Source organism: Geodermatophilus sp. SYSU D01045 (assembly GCF_054050295.1).
Genome location: NZ_JBJGZB010000002.1, coordinates 211,218 through 229,175, shown reverse-complemented (window position 1 = coordinate 229,175; position 17,958 = coordinate 211,218). Strand labels below are relative to the sequence as shown.

General features: G+C 75.8%; 18 protein-coding genes. 8 read left to right on the top strand and 10 right to left on the bottom strand.

Going from position 1 to position 17,958, the window contains the following annotated elements; translation table 11 throughout:
- Nucleotides 1-6: 6 nt before the first annotated feature.
- Together ACI798_RS02880 and ACI798_RS02875 are read right to left on the bottom strand one after the other, a co-directional pair.
- Entirely contained in the window at nt 7-1,317 is a 1,311-nt protein-coding gene (locus ACI798_RS02880) for a class I SAM-dependent RNA methyltransferase (RefSeq protein ID WP_457047180.1), read from the bottom strand.
- A complete protein-coding gene (locus ACI798_RS02875) occupies nt 1,310-3,355 on the bottom strand; it encodes an APC family permease (RefSeq protein ID WP_456939804.1) in 2,046 nt (681 codons plus the stop codon). The genes ACI798_RS02880 and ACI798_RS02875 overlap by 8 nt, the downstream gene beginning before the upstream one ends.
- Nucleotides 3,356-3,524: 169 nt before the next feature.
- Between ACI798_RS02875 and ACI798_RS02870 the strand changes: the two genes are divergently transcribed.
- Entirely contained in the window at nt 3,525-4,190 is a 666-nt protein-coding gene (locus tag ACI798_RS02870) for a potassium channel family protein (RefSeq protein WP_456939803.1), read from the top strand.
- The gene (locus ACI798_RS02865) at nt 4,190-4,855 is read left to right on the top strand and encodes a potassium channel family protein (protein WP_387990860.1); all 666 of its coding nucleotides are present in this window, start codon (nt 4,190-4,192) and stop codon (nt 4,853-4,855) included. The genes ACI798_RS02870 and ACI798_RS02865 overlap by 1 nt, the downstream gene beginning before the upstream one ends.
- 10 nt (nt 4,856-4,865) lie before the next feature.
- On the opposite strand, the gene ACI798_RS02860 is transcribed toward ACI798_RS02865, so the two are convergent.
- From ACI798_RS02860 to ACI798_RS02830, 7 genes are all read right to left on the bottom strand, one after another.
- Nucleotides 4,866-5,606, bottom strand: a complete 741-nt coding sequence (locus ACI798_RS02860) for a DUF3159 domain-containing protein (protein ID WP_457047179.1) — start codon at nt 5,604-5,606, stop codon at nt 4,866-4,868.
- A 122-nt stretch (nt 5,607-5,728) separates the two neighbouring features.
- A complete protein-coding gene (locus ACI798_RS02855) occupies nt 5,729-6,106 on the bottom strand; it encodes an OB-fold nucleic acid binding domain-containing protein (RefSeq protein WP_456939801.1) in 378 nt (125 codons plus the stop codon).
- The gene (locus ACI798_RS02850; protein WP_457047178.1) at nt 6,103-6,951 is read right to left on the bottom strand and encodes an alpha/beta hydrolase family protein; all 849 of its coding nucleotides are present in this window, start codon (nt 6,949-6,951) and stop codon (nt 6,103-6,105) included. Before ACI798_RS02850 ends, ACI798_RS02855 begins: the two co-directional genes overlap by 4 nt.
- Complete coding sequence (locus tag ACI798_RS02845; RefSeq protein WP_457047177.1) at nt 6,948-7,682, bottom strand: DUF3710 domain-containing protein; 735 nt, start codon at nt 7,680-7,682, stop codon at nt 6,948-6,950. The genes ACI798_RS02850 and ACI798_RS02845 overlap by 4 nt, the downstream gene beginning before the upstream one ends.
- Before the next feature lies 1 nt (nt 7,683).
- Complete coding sequence (gene dut / locus ACI798_RS02840; RefSeq protein WP_456939798.1) at nt 7,684-8,139, bottom strand: dUTP diphosphatase; 456 nt, start codon at nt 8,137-8,139, stop codon at nt 7,684-7,686.
- Between the two features lie 50 nt (nt 8,140-8,189).
- Nucleotides 8,190-9,116 (bottom strand): hypothetical protein, encoded by a 927-nt coding sequence (locus tag ACI798_RS02835; protein ID WP_456939797.1) that lies wholly within the window; start codon nt 9,114-9,116, stop codon nt 8,190-8,192.
- 40 nt (nt 9,117-9,156) lie between these two features.
- Nucleotides 9,157-9,459 carry a DUF4193 domain-containing protein gene (locus tag ACI798_RS02830; RefSeq protein WP_204693870.1) on the bottom strand — a complete coding sequence of 101 codons (303 nt, stop codon included), beginning with the start codon at nt 9,457-9,459 and terminating at the stop codon, nt 9,157-9,159.
- Between the two features lie 311 nt (nt 9,460-9,770).
- Here ACI798_RS02830 and ACI798_RS02825 point away from each other — a divergent pair, with 311 nt between their 5' ends.
- Together ACI798_RS02825 and ACI798_RS02820 are read left to right on the top strand one after the other, a co-directional pair.
- Nucleotides 9,771-10,814: a phosphotransferase family protein gene (locus ACI798_RS02825; RefSeq protein WP_457047176.1), complete on the top strand. Its 1,044-nt coding sequence runs from the start codon at nt 9,771-9,773 to the stop codon at nt 10,812-10,814.
- Nucleotides 10,815-10,920: 106 nt separating this feature from the next.
- Nucleotides 10,921-11,457 (top strand): LytR C-terminal domain-containing protein, encoded by a 537-nt coding sequence (locus tag ACI798_RS02820; protein WP_456939795.1) that lies wholly within the window; start codon nt 10,921-10,923, stop codon nt 11,455-11,457.
- Between the two features lie 123 nt (nt 11,458-11,580).
- Here the strand turns inward: ACI798_RS02820 and ACI798_RS02815 are convergent, their stop codons facing one another.
- A complete protein-coding gene (locus ACI798_RS02815; RefSeq protein WP_457047175.1) occupies nt 11,581-12,393 on the bottom strand; it encodes an inositol monophosphatase family protein in 813 nt (270 codons plus the stop codon).
- A 60-nt stretch (nt 12,394-12,453) separates the two neighbouring features.
- Between ACI798_RS02815 and ppgK the strand changes: the two genes are divergently transcribed.
- The 4 genes from ppgK to ACI798_RS02795 all read left to right on the top strand — a co-directional run bounded on the left by ppgK (nt 12,454) and on the right by ACI798_RS02795 (nt 17,897).
- Complete coding sequence (gene ppgK / locus ACI798_RS02810) at nt 12,454-13,197, top strand: polyphosphate--glucose phosphotransferase (protein ID WP_456939793.1); 744 nt, start codon at nt 12,454-12,456, stop codon at nt 13,195-13,197.
- 247 nt (nt 13,198-13,444) lie between these two features.
- Nucleotides 13,445-14,818: an RNA polymerase sigma factor gene (locus ACI798_RS02805; protein WP_456939792.1), complete on the top strand. Its 1,374-nt coding sequence runs from the start codon at nt 13,445-13,447 to the stop codon at nt 14,816-14,818.
- 467 nt (nt 14,819-15,285) lie between these two features.
- Nucleotides 15,286-15,510, top strand: a complete 225-nt coding sequence (locus tag ACI798_RS02800) for a DUF7455 domain-containing protein (protein WP_143108228.1) — start codon at nt 15,286-15,288, stop codon at nt 15,508-15,510.
- Between the two features lie 143 nt (nt 15,511-15,653).
- The gene (locus tag ACI798_RS02795) at nt 15,654-17,897 is read left to right on the top strand and encodes a VanW family protein (RefSeq protein WP_457047174.1); all 2,244 of its coding nucleotides are present in this window, start codon (nt 15,654-15,656) and stop codon (nt 17,895-17,897) included.
- The last annotated feature ends 61 nt before the right edge of the window (nt 17,898-17,958 follow it).

Genomic DNA, 17,958 nt, shown 5'->3' with positions numbered 1-17,958 from the left:
CCCGGATCAGTCGCCCGGCACCAGCAGGGCGACGCACTCCACGTGCGCGGTCATCGGGAAGGCGTCGAAGGCGCGCAGGGCGGCCGGGCGGTACCCCGCGCCGGCGAAGGCGGCGACGTCGCGGCCCAGCGACGCCGGGTCGCAGGCGACGTAGACGACGGCGCGCGCCCCGGTGCCGGCCAGCACCCGGCTCACCGCGGCGCCGGCCCCGGCACGCGGCGGGTCGAGCACCACGACGTCGGGGACGCCGCCGAGCTCGTCGAGCAGCCCGGTGAGCCCGTCGGCGTCCACCTCGCCCTGCCACACCTCGGCCTGCGGCAGGTCGCCCAGGTTGACCTCCGCCGCGGCGCACGCGTCGGCGTCGGCCTCCACGCACACCACCCGGCCGGACTCCCCCACCCCGGGCGCCAGGGCGCCGCCGAACAGGCCGGCGCCGGCGTACAGGTCGAGCACGGTCTCCCCCGGCCGCACGCCGGCCAGCGCGGACACCGCGCCCACGAGCGCGTCGGCGGCCGACTCGTGCACCTGCCAGAAGCCGGTGCCCTCGACCTCCCAGTCCCGTCCGGCGGCGTGCCGCCCGGCCCGCCCGGCCGGCTCGGCGGGGACGTCGTCGCCCGGCCGCAGGACGCGGGTCGACGTCGGCACGCCGCGGCGGTCCAGCCGCGTGGTGGTCACCGTGCCCGCCGAGTCGACGGCGACGTCCACCGCCCCGGCGCCCGGCCAGCGCCGCGACAGCACCGCCCGCGCGGCCGGCTCGACGGTGATCGGGCAGTCGTCGAGGACGTGCACGTCGTGCGAGCGGTGCCGGCGCAGCCCGGGCGCCCCGTCCCGGCCGACGGCGAACCGCGCCCGCGACCGCCAGCGCAGCGGCCCGCCGGGCAACGCCTCGACGGTGAGCCCGGCCAGCACCGGGTCGGCGGCGTCCAGCCCACCGAGCCGGGTGAGCTGCTCGCGGACGACGTCGGCCTTGAGCCGCCGCTGACCCTCCCAGGAGACGTGCTGCCAGTCGCAGCCGCCGCAGCGCCCCGGGCCGCTGTGCGGGCAGGGCCGCTCCACCCGGTCGGGCGCGGCCTCGAGCACCTCGACGGCGTCGGCGCGGCAGTACCCGGGCTGGCGGTCCTCGGTGACCCGGACGACCACCCGCTCTCCGGGCAGCGCGTGCCGGACGAACACCACCCGGCCCTCGTGCCGGGCCACGCAGTGCCCGCCGTGCGCGACCGGGCCGACGGTCACCTCGAACTCCCGGCCGGTCCAGCCGGCGCCCCGGTCGGGCCGGGGCGGCGGGGCCGCCCGCCGGGGAGTGCGCCGCCTATCCATACGGCGTGGCCTCGACCTGGTCGTCGGTGAGGCCGCGGCGCAGGTCGCCGGGCATGGGGCCGGCGCGGCGGTCGTCCTCGTCGCCGCGGCCGATGGAGCTCTCCAGCTGCCACGGCACCGTCGTGATCATGACGCCGGGCTGGAACTGCAGCCGGGCGCGCAGCCGCAGTGCGCTCTGGTTGTGCAGCACGTTCTCCCACCAGTGGCCGACGACGTACTGCGGCACGAACACGATGACCAGCTCGCGCGGGCTGTCCCGGCGGATGCCCTTGACGTAGTCGACGACCGGCCGGGTGATCTCCCGGTACGGCGACTCGAGCACCGTCAGCGGCACCGGGACGTCGTAGCGCTCCCAGTCCGCCTGCAGCGAGCGGGTGTCGCCCGGGTCGACGTTGACCGTCAGCGCGGTGAGCTCGTCGGGGCGGGTGGCGCGGGCGAAGGCCAGCGCCCGCAGCGTCGGCTTGTGCACCTTGGACACCAGCACGATCGCGTGCACCTTGCTGGGCAGCAGGCGGGCGTCGGTGTCGGGGACCAGCTGCTCGGCGACGTGCGAGTAGTGCCGGTTGATCGCCTTCATGAGCAGGAACAGCACCGGCATCACGAGGATGACCAGGTACGCGCCGCGGGTGAACTTCGTGACCACGATGATCAGCAGGACGACGGTAGTGAGGCTGCCGCCGATGGTGTTGATCACCTGGGAGCGGCGCATCCGCCGCTTCTCGGCCGCGTCGCCCGACAGCCGGATCTCCCGGTTCCAGTGCCGGACCATGCCCCACTGGCCGATCGAGAAGCTGGTGAAGACCCCGACGATGTACATCTGGATCAGCCGGTTCGGGTCGGCCTCGAAGGCGAGGATCAGCAGCGCCGCGAAGCCGGCCAGCAGCAGGATGCCGTTGCTGTAGACGAGCTTGTCGCCGCGGGTGTGCAGCTGGCGGGGCAGGAACCGGTCCTGCGCGAGCACCGAGCCCAGCAGCGGGAAGCCGTTGAAGGCGGTGTTGGCGGCGAGGACGAGCACCAGCGCGGTGGCCGCCTGGATGTAGAAGAAGCCGACCGACTGGTCGCCGCCGAAGGTGGCCGCGGCGAGCTGGGCGATGACCGTGCGCTGGGGGTCGGTCTCGCAGTCGCCCGGGAAGCCGATGAGGTCGCAGGTGTTCTCGGCGTAGCGGACGTCGCCGAACAGGGCGAGCGCGGTGACGCCGGCGAACATGGTCGCGGCGATCCCGCCCATGAGCGCGAGCGTCGTCGCGGCGTTCCTCGACTTCGGCGGGCGGAACGCCGGGACGCCGTTGGCGATGGCCTCGACGCCGGTCAGCGCGGTGCACCCGGAGGCGAAGGCGCGCAGCGCGAAGAACACCAGCGCGACGCCGCCGAGGTCGTCGTAGCCCGCCTCGGGCAGCACCGACCAGCCGGCGCTCTCGGCGATGACCGGGGAGTCGGTGAAGAAGTCCCGGATCAGCCCGGTGACGATCATGACCATGATCCCGGCGACGAACAGGTACGTCGGGACGGCGAAGGTCTTGCCCGACTCCCGCACCCCGCGCAGGTTGGTCGCCGCCAGCAGCGCGACCAGCCCGACGGCGATGAGCACGCGGTGCTCGTTGAGCGCGGGGAACGCCGAGATGATGTTGTCGGTGCCCGCCGACACGGACACGGCCACGGTGAGCACGTAGTCGACCAGCAGCGCGCTGGCGACGGTCAGCCCGGCGAACTGGCCGTGGTTCTTCATCGCGACCTCGTAGTCGCCGCCGCCCGAGGGATAGGCGTGCACCACCTGGCGGTAGGACAGCACGACGGTCACCAGCAGCAGCACGACGACGACGGCCAGCCACGGCGCGAGGAACAGGAACGCGGTGCCGGCCAGCGTCAGGACGATCAGGATCTCCTGGGTGGCGTAGGCCACGGAGGAGAGCGGGTCGCTGGCGAAGATCGGCAGGGCCAGGGACTTCGGGAGCAGGGACTCCCCCGCACGGTCGCTGCGGACCGGCCGGCCGACGACGAGCCGTTTGGGGAGTTGTCCGAGGTCGGACAGCTTGGGCACGGCGGCGATGGTACGGACGCGGGGGCACCCGGTGCCGTCCCGCGTCGGGCGCCCCGCCCGGAGGGGGCACGCCGTCCGGGCGCACCCCCGGACCGCCCGCGCACGGGTGTAGCTTCGCGCCCTGGACCGCGGGCGGACGGCGCCCGTGCGAGGCATCCGGGAGCGACACGTGCACGTGGTCGTCATGGGCTGCGGCCGTGTCGGCTCGGCCATCGCGCGACGGCTGGAGCAGATCGGCCACAGCGTCGCGGTGATCGACCAGGACCCGGAGGCCTTCCGCCGGCTCGGGCCCGAGTTCACCGGCCGGCAGGTGACCGGCCTGGGCTTCGACCGGCAGGTGCTCCTCGACGCCGGCATCGACTCCGCCGGCGCCTTCGCCGCGGTCAGCAGCGGCGACAACTCGAACATCATCAGCGCGCGCGTGGCGCGGGAGACCTTCGGCGTCCAGCACGTCGTCGCCCGGATCTACGACTCCAAGCGCGCCGAGGTGTTCGAGCGGATGGGCATCCCGAGCGTCGCCACCGTGCCGTGGACGGTGAACCGGCTGCTGCGCGAGCTGCTGTCGGTGAAGGTCAGCGAGATCTGGCGGGAGCCCACCGGCCGGGTGCTGCTGATGCGGGTGACCGTCACCGACGGCTGGGTGGGCCGCAAGCTCTCCGAGCTCGAGGCCGCCTCCGGCGCCCGGGCCGCCTGGCTGGTCCGCTTCGGGGAGGCGCAGCTGCCCACCTCCTCCACCGTGCTGCAGGACGGCGACCAGCTCGTCGTCGCGGCCACCGACGAGATCTCCGACCGCGTGCACCAGACGGTCGAGCACCCCGAGGGGAGCAGGGCCTGATGCGCGTGGCCATCGTGGGCGCCGGGGCGGTCGGCCGCTCCATCGCCGGGGAGCTGCTCAACAACGGGCACACCGTGATGCTCATCGAGAAGGACGGCCGCAAGGTCCGCACCCGCGCGGTGCCGGGCGCGGAGTGGGTCCAGGCCGACGCCTGCGAGGTCTCCTCGCTCGAGGAGGCCCAGCTGGCCACCTGCGACGTCGTCGTCGCGGCCACCGGCGACGACAAGGCCAACCTCGTCGTCTCGCTGCTGGCCAAGACCGAGTTCGCGGTCAACCGCGTCGTCGCCCGGGTCAAGGACCCGCGCAACGAGTGGCTCTACACGGAGGCCTGGGGCGTCGACGTCGCCGTCTCCACCCCGCGGGTGCTCGCCGCGCTGGTCGAGGAGGCGGTGACCGTCGGCGACGTCGTCCGGCTGATGAGCTTCCGCAAGGGCGCGGCCAACCTGGTCGAGATCACCCTCGCCGAGAACACCCCGTGGGCCGGCCGGCCGCTGCGCGAGGTGCCGCTGCCGCGCGAGACGGTGCTGACGGCGATGCTGCGCGGCGACCGGGTCATCACGCCCACCCCGGACGAGCCGCTCGAGGTGGGCGACGAGCTGCTGTTCGTCACGCACGCCGACGTCGAGGAGCAGCTGCAGCAGGTCCTCTCCCCGACTGCTCTCTAGGCGCCGCCGGCTAGGAGCTGCCGGCGTCCGTCTCCACGCGGTGGCGGTGCAGGCGGGCGACGACCCATAGGGTGAGCGCGAGGGCGGCGGCGGTCACCGGCAGGCCGAGGACGAGCGAGGCGACGCCGAGCAGGTCCTCCTCGTCGGCGAGGTAGAGCGGCGTCTGCACGGCGACGCGCAGCAGGAACGTCAGCGCCCAGACGACGGTCAGCCAGCCGTAGGCGCGCACCATCCGCGGGTCGTCGCGCCAGTGCCGCTCGGGCTCCGGGTCCACCGGGCGCCCCGACTGCTCGGGCGCGGGCTCCGGCGGGGGCGGCTGGTGGTGCAGCCGGGCGCGGGCGCTGTCGACGCGGCGGCGCAGGCCGGGCAGCGAGTGCGCGGCCATCGACCCCAGGTGGCTCGGCGCGAGCCACTCGGCGACCACGCCGACCAGCGGCCAGCGCAGCGGCACCGAGCCCAGCAGCACCACGCCGATGACGGCGTTGCGGATGATGCCCGGCACGAAGTAGTTGCGCGCCTGCCCCGAGGCGGCGGCGATGGCGACCGCCACCGCGACGCCGAACAGGCCGCTGAACGCCTGCTGCACGCTCTCCCGGCGGACCAGCCGGACGAGCAGGATCAGGACGGCGGCGCCGATCGCGGCCCAGATCCCGGTGCGCAGGTCGCCGATCGCGTTGGCGACGATGAAGGCCAGCGTGGGCAGGGTCGCGTCGACCATGCCGCGCCAGCCGCCGAGCTGCTCCAGCACCATGTGCCGGTCGAAGGTGACCCCTCGGCCCGTGTCCTCGGTCGTGGTGCCGTCCGCGTGCGTGGGCTCCTGGTGCGGTGCTGCTCCCCCGGGATCGCGCCGGCCGTCGTCGTCGGCCGCCGGGATCACCCCGCGCTCAGCTCGTACCAGGGGTTGTAGATGACCTTGCGGCCGTCGAAGCTGGCGAACCGGCCGCGGGCGGTCAGCGTCCGGCCGGGCTCGATGCCCGGGATGCGCCGGCGGCCCAGCCAGACCAGGGTGACCGAGCCGGAGCCGTCGAACAGCTCCGCCTCCAGGGTGGGGACCGTCTCGCGCGGGGTGTAGACGACCGACTTGAGCCGGCCGGTCACGGTCACCACTTCCCCCTTGCGGCAGGCGCTCACCGGCTCGCAGCCGGCGCGGTCGGACTCCTCGCGCAGCTCCTGCGCGTCGATGGCGGAGTCGTCGGCGGTCAGCCGCTGCAGCGTGCGTGCGAGCCAGCCGCCGGGACGGGTCTGTGTCACGGTTCCAGGGTAGTGCGGCGGACCCGGCCGGCGGCGTGTTCCCCCAGCCACGCGCGGACCACCGCCCACGCCTCCCCCGCCGGGTCGATGGGCACCCGGTGACCGCCCGGGACGGTGCGCACCGTCACCCGGTCGCCGGCGCCCGCGGCCACCGCCGCGTACCGCTGTGACTGCTCGGGCGGCACGACGTCGTCGTCGGTGCCGTGCACGCACAGCACGTCGGCACCGGTGGGCAGCAGCCCGGCCGGATCGGCGACCGCGTAGCGGCCGGGCACCTCCCCCGGCTCCCCGCCGAGGAACTCCTGGACGGCGCTGCGGCCCAGGCGCTGCTCCGCCGCCCGCGCCAGGTCCACGACGCCGGCCTGCAGGACCGCCGCGGTCACCCGCACGCGCGGCCCGGCGCCGGGGGCGCCGTCGGGCAGCCGCGCCCGCCCGGCGGCCCACGCGGCCAGGTGCCCGCCGGCGGAGTGCCCGACGACGGCGAGGGAGCCGAGGTCCAACCGGCCCGCGTCCGGGAGGTCCGGGAGCGCGTCGAGCGCGGCGGCGACGTCCTCCAGGGTGGCCGGCCAGCCGCCGCCGCTGCCGACCCGCCGGTACTCCACGGCGACGGCGGCGTACCCGGCCGCGGCGAGGTCGGCGGCCAGCGGGCGGGCCAGCTCGACGCCGTACGCGGCCCGCCAGAACCCGCCGTGCAGCACGACGACCACGGGCGCGGGGTCCTGCGCGACGACCATCGGCGCCGGGTCCTGCGCGACGACCATCGGCGCCGGGTCCTGCGCGACGGGCAGGGTCAGCTCGAGGAACTGGTCGGGGTGCGGGCCGTAGGCGACGACGGCGGGGGTCACGCGGGGGGCCGCGGCGGGGCGGCCGGGCGGCCCGGCTGCTGCCCGACCTGCTGCTGCCCGGCCTGCTGCTGGCGGGCCAGCTGCGCGGCGGCCTGGGGCGGGAGGGTGAGCGGCAGCTGCTCGCGCACCGGCATCGGCGAGGTGCCCCGGACGACGACCACCTTGCGGAACACGTCCTCCAGCACCGCGGCCGCCTCGGGCGACTCGGCCGCCGGGCCGCTGATCATCCCGCGGAGGAACCAGCGCGGACCGTCGACGCCGAGGAACCGCGCGGCCCGGCGCACCGGCTTCGGCGGCGGGCCCCCGGGCTGCGCCGGCGGGGTCACGACGACGGTGCCGGCCAGCTCGGGGCCGAACGGGCCCTCGGTCTCCTGCAGCCGCCCGCCCTGGCCGGAGGCGCTGCGCGCCAGCTCGGCGCGGACGTCGTCCCAGATGCCGGCGGCGCGCGGCGCGGCGAAGGCGGACACCTGCAGCAGCGAGTCCCCGTAGCGCAGGGTCGCGCCGATCACCTTCTGCTGCTGGTTGAGGTCCACCCGCAGCTCGGTCCCGGGGACGGCGGGCAGCCGCAGCGCGCCCAGGTCGACGCGGGGCGTGCCGTCGTCGGGGGCGTCGGCCTCGTCGTAGGGGCCGGTGGTCTCCTCGACGTCGCGCTCGCGGTGCTGCGGCTCGGGCGGGACGCCGCGCTCGCGCAGGCTGCGCTCGATCCGGTTGCGCCGTCGTCCGAAGGGCATCTCAGGCCTCCTGTCCCGCGCCGGTGGACCCGTGGCCGCCCTCGCCGCGGACGCTCTCCGGCAGCACGTCGACCGGCACGAAGCGGGCGGGGACGACCGGCTGCACCACCAGCTGCGCGACCCGGTCGCCGGCGCGCAGCGTCAGCGGGGTGGCCGGGTCGAGGTTCACCAGGTTCACCTTGATCTCGCCGCGGTAGCCGGCGTCGATGGTGCCGGGGGCGTTGACCAGGCTCAGGCCGTGCCGGGCGGCGAGGCCCGAGCGGGGGTGCACGAACCCCGCGTAGCCCTCGGGGATGGCCACGGCCACGCCGGTGCCCACGAGCGCCCGCTCGAACGGCGCCAGGTGCACGTCCTCGGTGATGGTGAGGTCGGCGCCCGCGTCGCCGGGCAGCGCGTAGCGCGGGGGGATCGCCCCCGCCGCGGTCAGCCGGACGGGGACCTCGAGGGGGTCGGCCACGACGGCGACCCTAACCGCGCCGGAGCGGGGTCGGCGGACCGGCCGGGACCTCAGGCCGGACCGCGGCGCAGGTCGGCGCGGACCCGGCGGGCGAGGGTCTCGGTGGCCTTGAGGTTGCCGCGGCCGCCGAGCGCCGCACCGACGAACAGCGGCGCGGCCGAGCCGAGGCCGCGGGCCATCCGGCGCGACAGCCGGCGGCGCAGGGCGCGGAACCCGGCGGTGCCGAGGACGACGCCCAGCCCCTCCCGGGCGCCGCTCTCGACGGCGCGCTGCTGGGTCCAGCTGGAGAGGTAGGCGGCGGCGCGCTCGGCGTGGGTGCCGCCGGCCGGCCGTCCGGCGAGCTCGTGCAGCTCCCCGAGGAGGACGACCTCGACGCCGGCGGTGAGCAGCGTCTCGGCGGCGAGCTCCAGCGGCAGCGCCACCAGCGACCCCGGCATGAACCAGTGGGCCGCCGAGAGCCCGCCGGTGGCCGCGCCGACCGCGGCGGTGAGCCGCGCCGAGCGGGTGACGAGGGCGTCGGCGATCTCCTCGTCCGACCTCCCGGGGTACGCGGCGCGCAGCCGGGCGGCGTCGCGGACGGGCAGCCGCGGCGCCGCGGCGGCGAGCAGCTCGCCGAGCACCCCGATCGGGCCCCGGGCCGGGTCCTCGTCGTCGGCCCCGTCCCCGGCCGGCGGCCCCGGACGGCGGGCGGCGCCGGCCGCGGCGGCGCCCAGGGCGGTGATGACGTCGCGGACGACGCCGGCGGTGGACCGGCGGGCGTCCGGCTGCCCGGGGGCGGACGCCTCGTCGGCGCCCCCGCCGAGCAGTCGGGACACGGCGTCGGCGACCGTGCGGGCGGCCCGGCCCAGCCCGGTGTCCTCGGACAGCCAGGCCGGACCGTCCCCCGACCGGTCCGGCCCCGGCGGCGCCGGGGCCTGCACGGGCCGGGGCGGGGGGACGTCGCGGGGCGCGCCGATGCGCTCCCTGGGATCGGTCATCGGCTGCTCCCCCCGTGTCCGGCCATCGCGGTGATGCTGCCTATGCGGCGCAGTCGCGGCAGTACATCTGGTCGCCACGGGTGGCGGCGAGCCGGCTGCGGTGCTGCACGAGGAAGCAGCGCGAGCAGGTGAACTCGTCCTCCTGCTTGGGCAGCACGCGGACGGTCAGCTCCTCGTTGGACAGGTCCGCACCGGGCAGCTCGAGGCTCTCGTTGAAGTCGGTCTCGTCGACGTCGACCGAGGCCGACTGGGCCTCCGCCCGGCGGGCCTTGAGCTCCTCGAGGGAGTCCTCGCCGAGCTCGTCGGCCTCGTTGCGGCGCGGGGCGTCGTAGTCGGTGGCCATGGGGTGTGCCCCTCCTCCGGGGTAGTTCGCGGACGCGCTGGGCGCCCGCCTCGTCCGACGGCGGCGGGGTCCGCCGTCGGCCTGGCCGGCCGCCCGGGGGCGGCCGCTGGTCACGGGACCGGGCCTGCTCCCGTCCGACACGGGGTCGGCTCGGGTGCGGGACCGGCAGCCCCCCAACGCCGTGCGACCCCGGTTTGTGCCCGCCTGTCCGCGGGGGACACACGGGGACGGACGACGGCCCGTCCGGGGCGCCGGGAACCGGCCCGGGCGGGCGGTCGGGAGGCGGAGTGCCGGAGGTTACCCTGCCGCCCGTGTCGAGTCCCGTGGGAGCTGACCCCGCCGTCGTCGGTCCGTATCTCGCCTCCGTGTTCGGTGACGAGCGCTGGCGGGAGGTGACCGTCGAGCTCATCGCGGCGGGCATGTCCAACCTCACCTACGTCGTCACGCCGGCCGGCGGCTCGGCCGACGACGCGGTGATCCTCCGGCGCCCCCCGACGGGCGCCGTGCTCGCCACCGCCCACGACATGGTCCGCGAGCACAAGGTCATCTCCGCGCTCGGGCCGACGTCGGTCCCGGTGCCGCGGACGCTGCACCTGTGCACCGACACCGGGGTGCTGGGCGCGCCGTTCTACGTGATGGAGCGGGTCGTCGGCCTGCACGTGGTGAACGAGATCCCGGCCGGCTACGCCGACACCCCGGAGCGGCGGCGGGAGATCGGCGACGGGCTGATCGACGTCCTGGCCGACCTGCACGCCGTCGACGCCGACGCGGTGGGCCTGGGCGACTTCGGCCGGCCCGAGGGCTTCCTCGCCCGGCAGGTGCGCCGGTGGACCAAGCAGTGGGACGCCACCCGCGACCGCGACCGTCCGCACATGGACGCCCTCGCCGAGCGGCTGGCCGCGACCGTGCCCGCCACGCAGCGCACCGGGATCGTCCACGGCGACTACCGGCTGGACAACTGCCTGCTCGACCCGGAGCGGCCCGGCGGCATCCGCGCCGTCCTCGACTGGGAGATGTCGACCCTCGGCGACCCGCTCACCGACATCGGGATGCTGTTCGTCTACTGGCCCGAGGCCGGGGAGACCCGCCCGGTGCTCAGCCCGGTGACCACGCTGCCGGGCTTCCCGACCCGCCGCGAGATCGCCGAGCGCTACGCCGGGCGCAGCGGCGTGGACCTCTCCGACCTCCACTGGTACGTCGGGTTCGCCTTCTTCAAGTTCGCCGCGATCGTCGCCGGCATCGTGGCCCGCTCGGCCGCCGGCGCGATGGCCGGCAAGGACACCTCCGGCTACGCCGACCGCATCGACCCGTGCGTGGAGCTGGGACGCGCCGCGCTGGAGGACGGTGCCCTCTGAGGTCCGGCGGCCCGCCTAGACTCCGCGCGACCCGACCCGGCCTCCGCGCGGCCCCACCCGGCGCGGCCCGCCGGACCCCTCCGGGTCGCCGCCGAGGAGGACGACCGTGAGCACCAGCACCGCCACCCCGCCGGTGCGTCCCCGCAAGGACCGTCGCTACCTGCCGCCGCTGGTCTTCCTGCTGCTGCTGGCCCTGGTCGCGCTCGGGGTGTGGTGGAAGGTCTTCTCCGACGAGGGCGCCCGCGACGCGGCGCAGGCCGCGGCGTGCGAGACCGCCGAGGCGGCGCCGCCGTCGCTGGACCCCAGCACGGTCACCGTGCGCGTCTACAACGCCTCGGACCTCGCCGGCAAGGCGCAGGAGGTCGCCGGCGAGCTGACCGCGCGCGGCTTCGTCGTCGAGGAGGTCGCCAACGACCCGACCGACCGCGAGGTGACCGGCGCGGGCGAGATCCGGCACGGCGCGCGCGGCTCCGACGCCGCCCGGTACCTGACGCTCTTCCTGCCGGACGCCGGCTCCTACCAGGACACCCGCGCCGACGCCCGCGTGGACCTGGTGATCGGCCCGCAGTTCCCCGGGCTGGCCACGGCCGACCAGGTGGCGGCCACCCTCACCCCGATCGCGAGCGCCGAAGCGGCCTGCTAGCGGCCCTCCTGCAGGGTCCCGCTGCGAGCGTGCGAGCGGTGGGGGGCAGGAGGGTCCTTCCGCCCGTCCCTCTCACCCCTCGCGAGCTCGGGGTGAGCCTCCGGACGGGGCCGTTCCGGCACCTCATGAGTGGAGCCGGTCGAGCAGCGCGAGCAGCGGCCCGGCCACCGTCTCCGGGACCGCGACCGCCATCGGCTCGGCGAACGGCCGGCCGGGCAGGCCGGTGACCACCAGGCCGGCCTCGGCGGCGACCAGCGCGCCGGCGGCGTGGTCCCAGGGCTTGAGGTCCAGCTCGTAGTAGGCGTCCACCCGCCCGGCGGCCACCGAGCACAGGTCCAGCGACGCGCAGCCCTGGCGGCGGATGTCGCGGACCTCGGGCAGCAGCTCGGCGACGACGGCGCCCTGCGCCCGCCGCTGCTCCACCCGGTACCCGAACCCGGTGGCCACCAGCGTCTGCCCGAGGGACGCCGGCCGGTTGCCGGCCAGCCGCACCGGCTCCGGCCGCGCCGGGGTGGAGAGGAACGCCCCGCCGCCGGCGGTGGCGGTGAACAGCTCGCCGGTGGGGACGTCGAGCACCGCGCCCGCCACCGTGACGCCGTCGACCTGGGCGGCGATGGAGACGGCGTAGCCGCGCAGCCCGTAGAGGAAGTTGACGGTGCCGTCGATGGGGTCGACCACCCACCGCACGCCGCTGGTGCCCGCGCGGGAGGCGCCCTCCTCGCCGAGCAGGCCGTCGTCGGGGCGGGCGGCGAGCAGCCGGCCGGTGATCAGCCGCTCGGAGGCGGTGTCGACGGCGGTGACGACGTCGGTGGGGCTGCTCTTGACGTCGACGGCGGCCGCGGCCGACCCGCGCTCGCGGGCGACCAGGTCGGCCGCCTCCCGGGCGGTCGCGACGGCCAGGTCGAGCAGCTCGGCGGGGGACGGCGGGGCACTCACCCGGGCGATCCTGCCCGAGCCACCACCCGGGGTGCGGTGCCGGTCACTAGGGTGACCGCCGTGCAGGGGTTCGGCGTGGACATCGGCGGCAGCGGCATCAAGGGGTGCCTGGTCGACCTCGAGGCCGGCGCCCTCGTGGGCGAGCGGGTGCGGGTGGAGACGCCGCAGCCGTCCACCCCGGAGGCGGTCTACGAGGTCGTCGCCGGCATCGTGTCGTCCTTCGGCTGGACCGGCCGCATCGGCGTCACCTACCCCGGGGTCATGAAGCGGGGGGTCGCGCACACCGCCGCCAACATGGACAAGGCCTGGATCGGCACCGACGTCGACGCCGGGCTGAGCGCGCTGGTGCCCGGGACCGTCGAGACGCTCAACGACGCCGACGCCGCCGGGCTGGCCGAGATGCGCTACGGCGCCGGCCGGGACCAGGACGGCGTCGTCCTCATGCTCACCTTCGGCACCGGCATCGGCAGCGCGCTGTTCGTCGACGGACGGCTGGTGCCCAACACCGAGTTCGGCCACATCCAGGTCGACGGCGAGGACGGCGAGAAGCGCGCGTCGGCGGCCGCCCGCGAGCGCGAGGACCTCAGCTACCCGCACTGGGCCAAGCGCGTGGACCGCTACCTCGACGTCCTCGAGGCGGGGCTCTGGGTCGACCTGATCATCGTCGGCGGCGGGGTGAGCAAGAAGGCGCACAAGTGGGTGCCGCTGCTGAGCACGCGGACGCCGGTGGTGCCCGCGCAGCTGCAGAACGACGCGGGCATCGTCGGGGCCGCGCTGGCCGCCGCGGAGCGACTGGAGCCCTGACCGGGGCACGGGCCCGCCCTTCCGGGCGATCCCGCACCGTTCGAGGCGGTGGTCACACCGGCTCCCGTCGCTACAATGGAAGAGCCCCAGCCCGTCACCACCCAGCCGGGAGTCATCCCCCGTCCGAGCAGCGGCGAAACCCGTGCCGGACTCTGGGGCCCTCCCCGCTCCGCGGCCGACGGCCGGGGCCGCTGCCCGGGAGTCACACCGCCCCCGGGGAACGCACCCAGCACGGGAAGGATCCTGAGTGCCCGCCGACAAGCCTGCACCGGACGACGCCGCCGCGAGCAGCACGCGCTCGAGGACGGTCGCCGCGAGCACCCGGTCTCCCCGGGCCAGCGCCACCGTCGGGGTCGCCGACGACGCGCAGGCCAAGCCCGCCGCACGCAAGCGGGCCGCCACGGGCAAGACGGCCAAGACGGCCGCGCCCAAGGGAGCCACCAAGCCGAGCATCAGCCCCTCCCCCGGTACCGGTGAGGGCGCCGTGCTGACCGCCGTCGCCTCCGAGGACTCCGCCGTCGCGGTGGTCGACGCCGGCGCCGAGGGTCTGTCGATCGACGAGACCGTCGTCGCCGGCCCGGACGGCGCCGAGGCCGAGGCGCCCGCCGCCGAGGAGACCGCCGAGGGCGGCGACTTCGAGTGGGACGACGAGGAGGAGTCCGAGGCGCTGCGGCAGGCCCGCAAGGACGCCGAGCTCACCGCCTCGGCCGACTCGGTCCGCGCCTATCTCAAGCAGATCGGCAAGGTCGCCCTCCTCAACGCCGAGGAGGAGGTCGACCTGGCCAAGCGCATCGAGGCCGGCCTCTACGCCGCCGAGCGCATGCGCCAGGTCGAGGAGGAGGGCCAGAAGCTCTCCCCGCAGATGCGCCGCGACCTCAACTGGATCATCCGCGACGGCGAGCGCGCCAAGAACCACCTGCTGGAGGCCAACCTCCGCCTGGTGGTCTCCCTCGCCAAGCGCTACACCGGCCGCGGCATGGCGTTCCTGGACCTGATCCAGGAGGGCAACCTCGGTCTGATCCGCGCGGTCGAGAAGTTCGACTACACCAAGGGCTACAAGTTCTCCACGTACGCCACCTGGTGGATCCGGCAGGCGATCACCCGCGCGATGGCCGACCAGGCCCGCACCATCCGCATCCCGGTGCACATGGTCGAGGTCATCAACAAGCTCGGCCGCATCCAGCGCGAGCTGCTCCAGGACCTGGGCCGCGAGCCCACCCCGGAGGAGCTGGCCAAGGAGATGGACATCACCCCGGACAAGGTGCTGGAGATCCAGCAGTACGCCCGGGAGCCCATCAGCCTCGACCAGACCATCGGCGACGAGGGCGACAGCCAGCTCGGTGACTTCATCGAGGACTCCGAGGCGGTCGTCGCCGTCGACGCGGTCAGCTTCACCCTCATGCAGGACCAGCTGACCAGCGTGCTGCAGACGCTGTCCGAGCGGGAGGCCGGCGTGGTCCGGCTGCGGTTCGGCCTCACCGACGGCCAGCCGCGCACGCTCGACGAGATCGGCCAGGTCTACGGGGTGACCCGCGAGCGGATCCGGCAGATCGAGTCCAAGACCATGTCGAAGCTGCGCCACCCCAGCCGCTCCCAGGTGCTGCGCGACTACCTCGACTGACGAAGGACCTCCTCGCCCCCCGACCCTCGCCTGGCGCTCGGGCCGGGTCCCTGCGAGGAGGCCGTTCCAGCACGGCACCAGCGACGGCCGGCACCCAGCACGGGTGCCGGCCGTCGGCGCGTGTCGGCCGCGTTGCGGGATGGTCACGATCTCACCCCGGGGGGCGGACGGCGCGGTGTACCGCGGCACCGGCCGGGTAGACGGCGTAGCGTGGGCGACGTCGAGACAGCAGCGGACCCACAGCCGGAAACCAGCCCGGCGCCCGGAACGACCCAGCACCACCAACAGACCGGCACCACCCAGAGGTCCCTGCTGAACACCGTCCCCACCGGTCCCAGCGGTCACCGGCTCACCGGCACCCGGCGAGTCGCCCGCAGTGACAGGAGGCACGGGAACAGGAGGATCCATCCTGGCGCTGTGCAGGAGGCCGATCCGCAGCAGCGGGTCCGTGCGGTAGAGAGCGAGTGATGACCCAGATGACCCAGACGCTGACGACGACCCCCGCCGCCGACGACCTGGTCGTGCCCTTCCACTGCGACCGGTGCGGCGCACTGGCCAAGGTGCGTGTCGTGCTCGCCAGCGGCAGCGACCTCGTCTTCTGCGGGCACCACGCCCGCGAGTACGAGTCCAAGCTCCGCGACATCGCCGTCGACATCATCGAGACCGACGGCGAGCAGCGCCTCGCACACTGAGAGAGGCGCTATCGTCGCTCACCGCGATGATGCCCTCACCCGACGCCGCCGCCGGCGTCCCCGATCCGCCTGACGCGGACGGGGACCCGGCGGCTCCGTCGTTCCCGGGGACCCCCGGTCGACGGCGACCCGAGGAACCCCCGATGCCGCAGCACCCTGCCTCCTCCCCGTCGACCGGCACCTCCCCCGAGGTGGACGCCGACCCCCACGCCGGCCTGTCCGACGAGACCCGCCCGGTCCCCCGCGACCGCGGGCCCGTCGGCCCCGATGCGCCCCCTCCGCCGGCCGCCCCCGCCGGACCGCCGGAGCAGCCCGGCCCGGACACCCGCGACACGCCCGGGCCGGACCCGGTCCACGACACCGTCGCGCTGACCGGCGGCCCGGCCGCACCGCAGACCGGGCAGCGGACCACCGAACCGGTCGAGCTGTGGAAGCCCGCCACCGCCGACGCCCCCGCCGCGGACGCCTCGGACACCGTCGTCCTCGGCGGCGCCGCCGTCCCGGCCGACCCGCCGGCCGCGCAGCCCCCCGCCGCTCCTCCCGTCCCCCCGCCCGGCTCCGGCGGCGGCCCGGGCGACGCGGGCGGCCCCGGGGAGCCGCCCGCGGGCGCCCGCCGTCCGCGCTGGCGCCGTCCCGCCGTGCTGGCCCCCGTCGGCCTGCTCGCCGTCCTCGGCGTCGCCTGGGGCGTCGACGTGCTGGTGGCCGGCGACGACGTCCCCCGCAACACCGTGGTGGCCGGCGTCGACGTCGGCGGCCTGTCCCCCGCGGCCGCGGCCGACCGGCTCGAGCAGGACCTCGCCCCCCGCGTCGCCGCCGACCACGTCGTCGTCGCCGACGACGTCGAGGCCACCCTCTCCCCCGCCACCGCCGGCATCACCCTCGACGTGGACGCGACCGTCGACGCCGCCGACGACCAGCCGCTGAACCCCTGGACCCGCCTGGTCTCGCTGTTCACCGAGCGCGAGGTCGACCCGGTCATCACCGGCGAGGACACCGCCCTGGCCGCCCAGGTCGACACCATCGCCACCCAGGTTGACCGGGTGCCGGTCGACGCGACCATCGCGATCGAGGGCACCACGCCGACCCTGGTGGAGCCGGTGGACGGCCGGACGCTGGACCGCGAGGGCGCGGCGGCGGCCATCACCGCGGCGCTGGCCGCCGGCGGCGACCCGGAGACGCCGATCGAGCTGCCGGTCGACGTCGAGCCGGTGCGGGTGGGCACCGAGGAGGCGCAGCGCGTCCTCGACGGGACCGTCACCCCCGCGCTCGCCGCGCCGGTCACGGTGACCAGCCAGGACGGCGGTACCTCGGTCGAGGTCCCGGTCGAGGCGATCGCGGCGTCCCTGACCTTCACGCCGCAGGACGGCGGCGAGCTCGCCGTCGCCGTCGACCCCGCGGCGCTGCAGTCGGCGATGGCCGAGGAGTTCACCGCCTTCGGCGAGCCGGCCCAGGACGCCCGCTTCGAGGTCGTGGGCGACGGGGTGCGGGTCGTCCCGTCGGTCGACGGCACCGGCGTGGACCCGGCGGCGCTGTCCGGGCAGCTGCTCGAGGTGCTGGACGACCCGGCGCCGCGCACGGTCACCGCCCGGCTGGGCCCGGTGCCGGCCGACCTGACCACCGAGGAGGCGCAGGCGCTCGGCATCGTCGAGGAGGTCAGCTCCTTCACGACCACGACGACGAACAGCGCGAGCGGCACCAACATCCGGGTGGTGGCCGAGGAGGTCGACGGCGCCCTGGTGCTGCCCGGCGAGACGTTCAGCCTCAACACCTACACCGGCCCGCGCGGCACGGCGCAGGGCTACGTGCCGGCGAACGTGATCAGCGGCGGCGAGCTGTCGACCGCGGTCGGCGGGGGGATCAGCCAGTTCGCCACCACGATGTTCAACGCGGTCTTCTTCGCCGGTCTCGAGGACGTCTACCACAAGCCGCACAGCTTCTACATCAGCCGCTACCCCGCCGGCCGCGAGGCCACGGTGTACGAGGGCCAGATCGACCTGCAGTGGCGCAACGACTCCGACACCGGCATCTTCGTCGACACCCGGTGGACCCCCGGGGCCTCCGGCGGGTCGATCACGGTGACCTTCTACGGGACCAAGCGCTACGAGATCGAGGCGATCGAGAGCCCGCGGACCAACTACCGGCAGCCGGCGGTGCAGGAGAAGGTCGACGGCGGCGACTGCATCGCCCAGTCCGGGGTGCAGGGTTTCGACGTCACCGTGACCCGGGTGTTCCGCGACCTGCAGAGCGGCTCGGAGATCCGGCGGGAGACGTTCGAGACCAGCTACGCCGCCGAGGCGGTCATCCGCTGCGTCGCCCCGCCGCCGGCTCCCGACCCGGCCGCGCCCCCCGCCGCCGGCGGCACGCCGCCGGCGCAGCCCACGGCCTGACCGGCCGCCCGATCGGGTTCCCCGGCGCCCGACCCCGCCCCGTCGGCGGCGGGGTCGGGCG

What these genes read in the sequence shown, in the direction of transcription:
- ACI798_RS02835 (WP_456939797.1), bottom strand. Translation starts at nt 9,116, where the DNA reads ATGACCGATCCCAGGGAGCGCATCGGCGCGCCCCGCGACGTCCCCCCG.
- ACI798_RS02800 (WP_143108228.1), top strand. Translation starts at nt 15,286, where the DNA reads ATGACCCAGATGACCCAGACGCTGACGACGACCCCCGCCGCCGACGAC.
- ACI798_RS02795 (WP_457047174.1), top strand. Translation starts at nt 15,654, where the DNA reads ATGCCGCAGCACCCTGCCTCCTCCCCGTCGACCGGCACCTCCCCCGAG.
- ACI798_RS02865 (WP_387990860.1), top strand. Translation starts at nt 4,190, where the DNA reads ATGCGCGTGGCCATCGTGGGCGCCGGGGCGGTCGGCCGCTCCATCGCC.
- ACI798_RS02880 (WP_457047180.1), bottom strand. Translation starts at nt 1,317, where the DNA reads ATGGATAGGCGGCGCACTCCCCGGCGGGCGGCCCCGCCGCCCCGGCCC.
- ACI798_RS02860 (WP_457047179.1), bottom strand. Translation starts at nt 5,606, where the DNA reads ATGGTGCTGGAGCAGCTCGGCGGCTGGCGCGGCATGGTCGACGCGACC.
- ACI798_RS02830 (WP_204693870.1), bottom strand. Translation starts at nt 9,459, where the DNA reads ATGGCCACCGACTACGACGCCCCGCGCCGCAACGAGGCCGACGAGCTC.
- ACI798_RS02845 (WP_457047177.1), bottom strand. Translation starts at nt 7,682, where the DNA reads ATGCCCTTCGGACGACGGCGCAACCGGATCGAGCGCAGCCTGCGCGAG.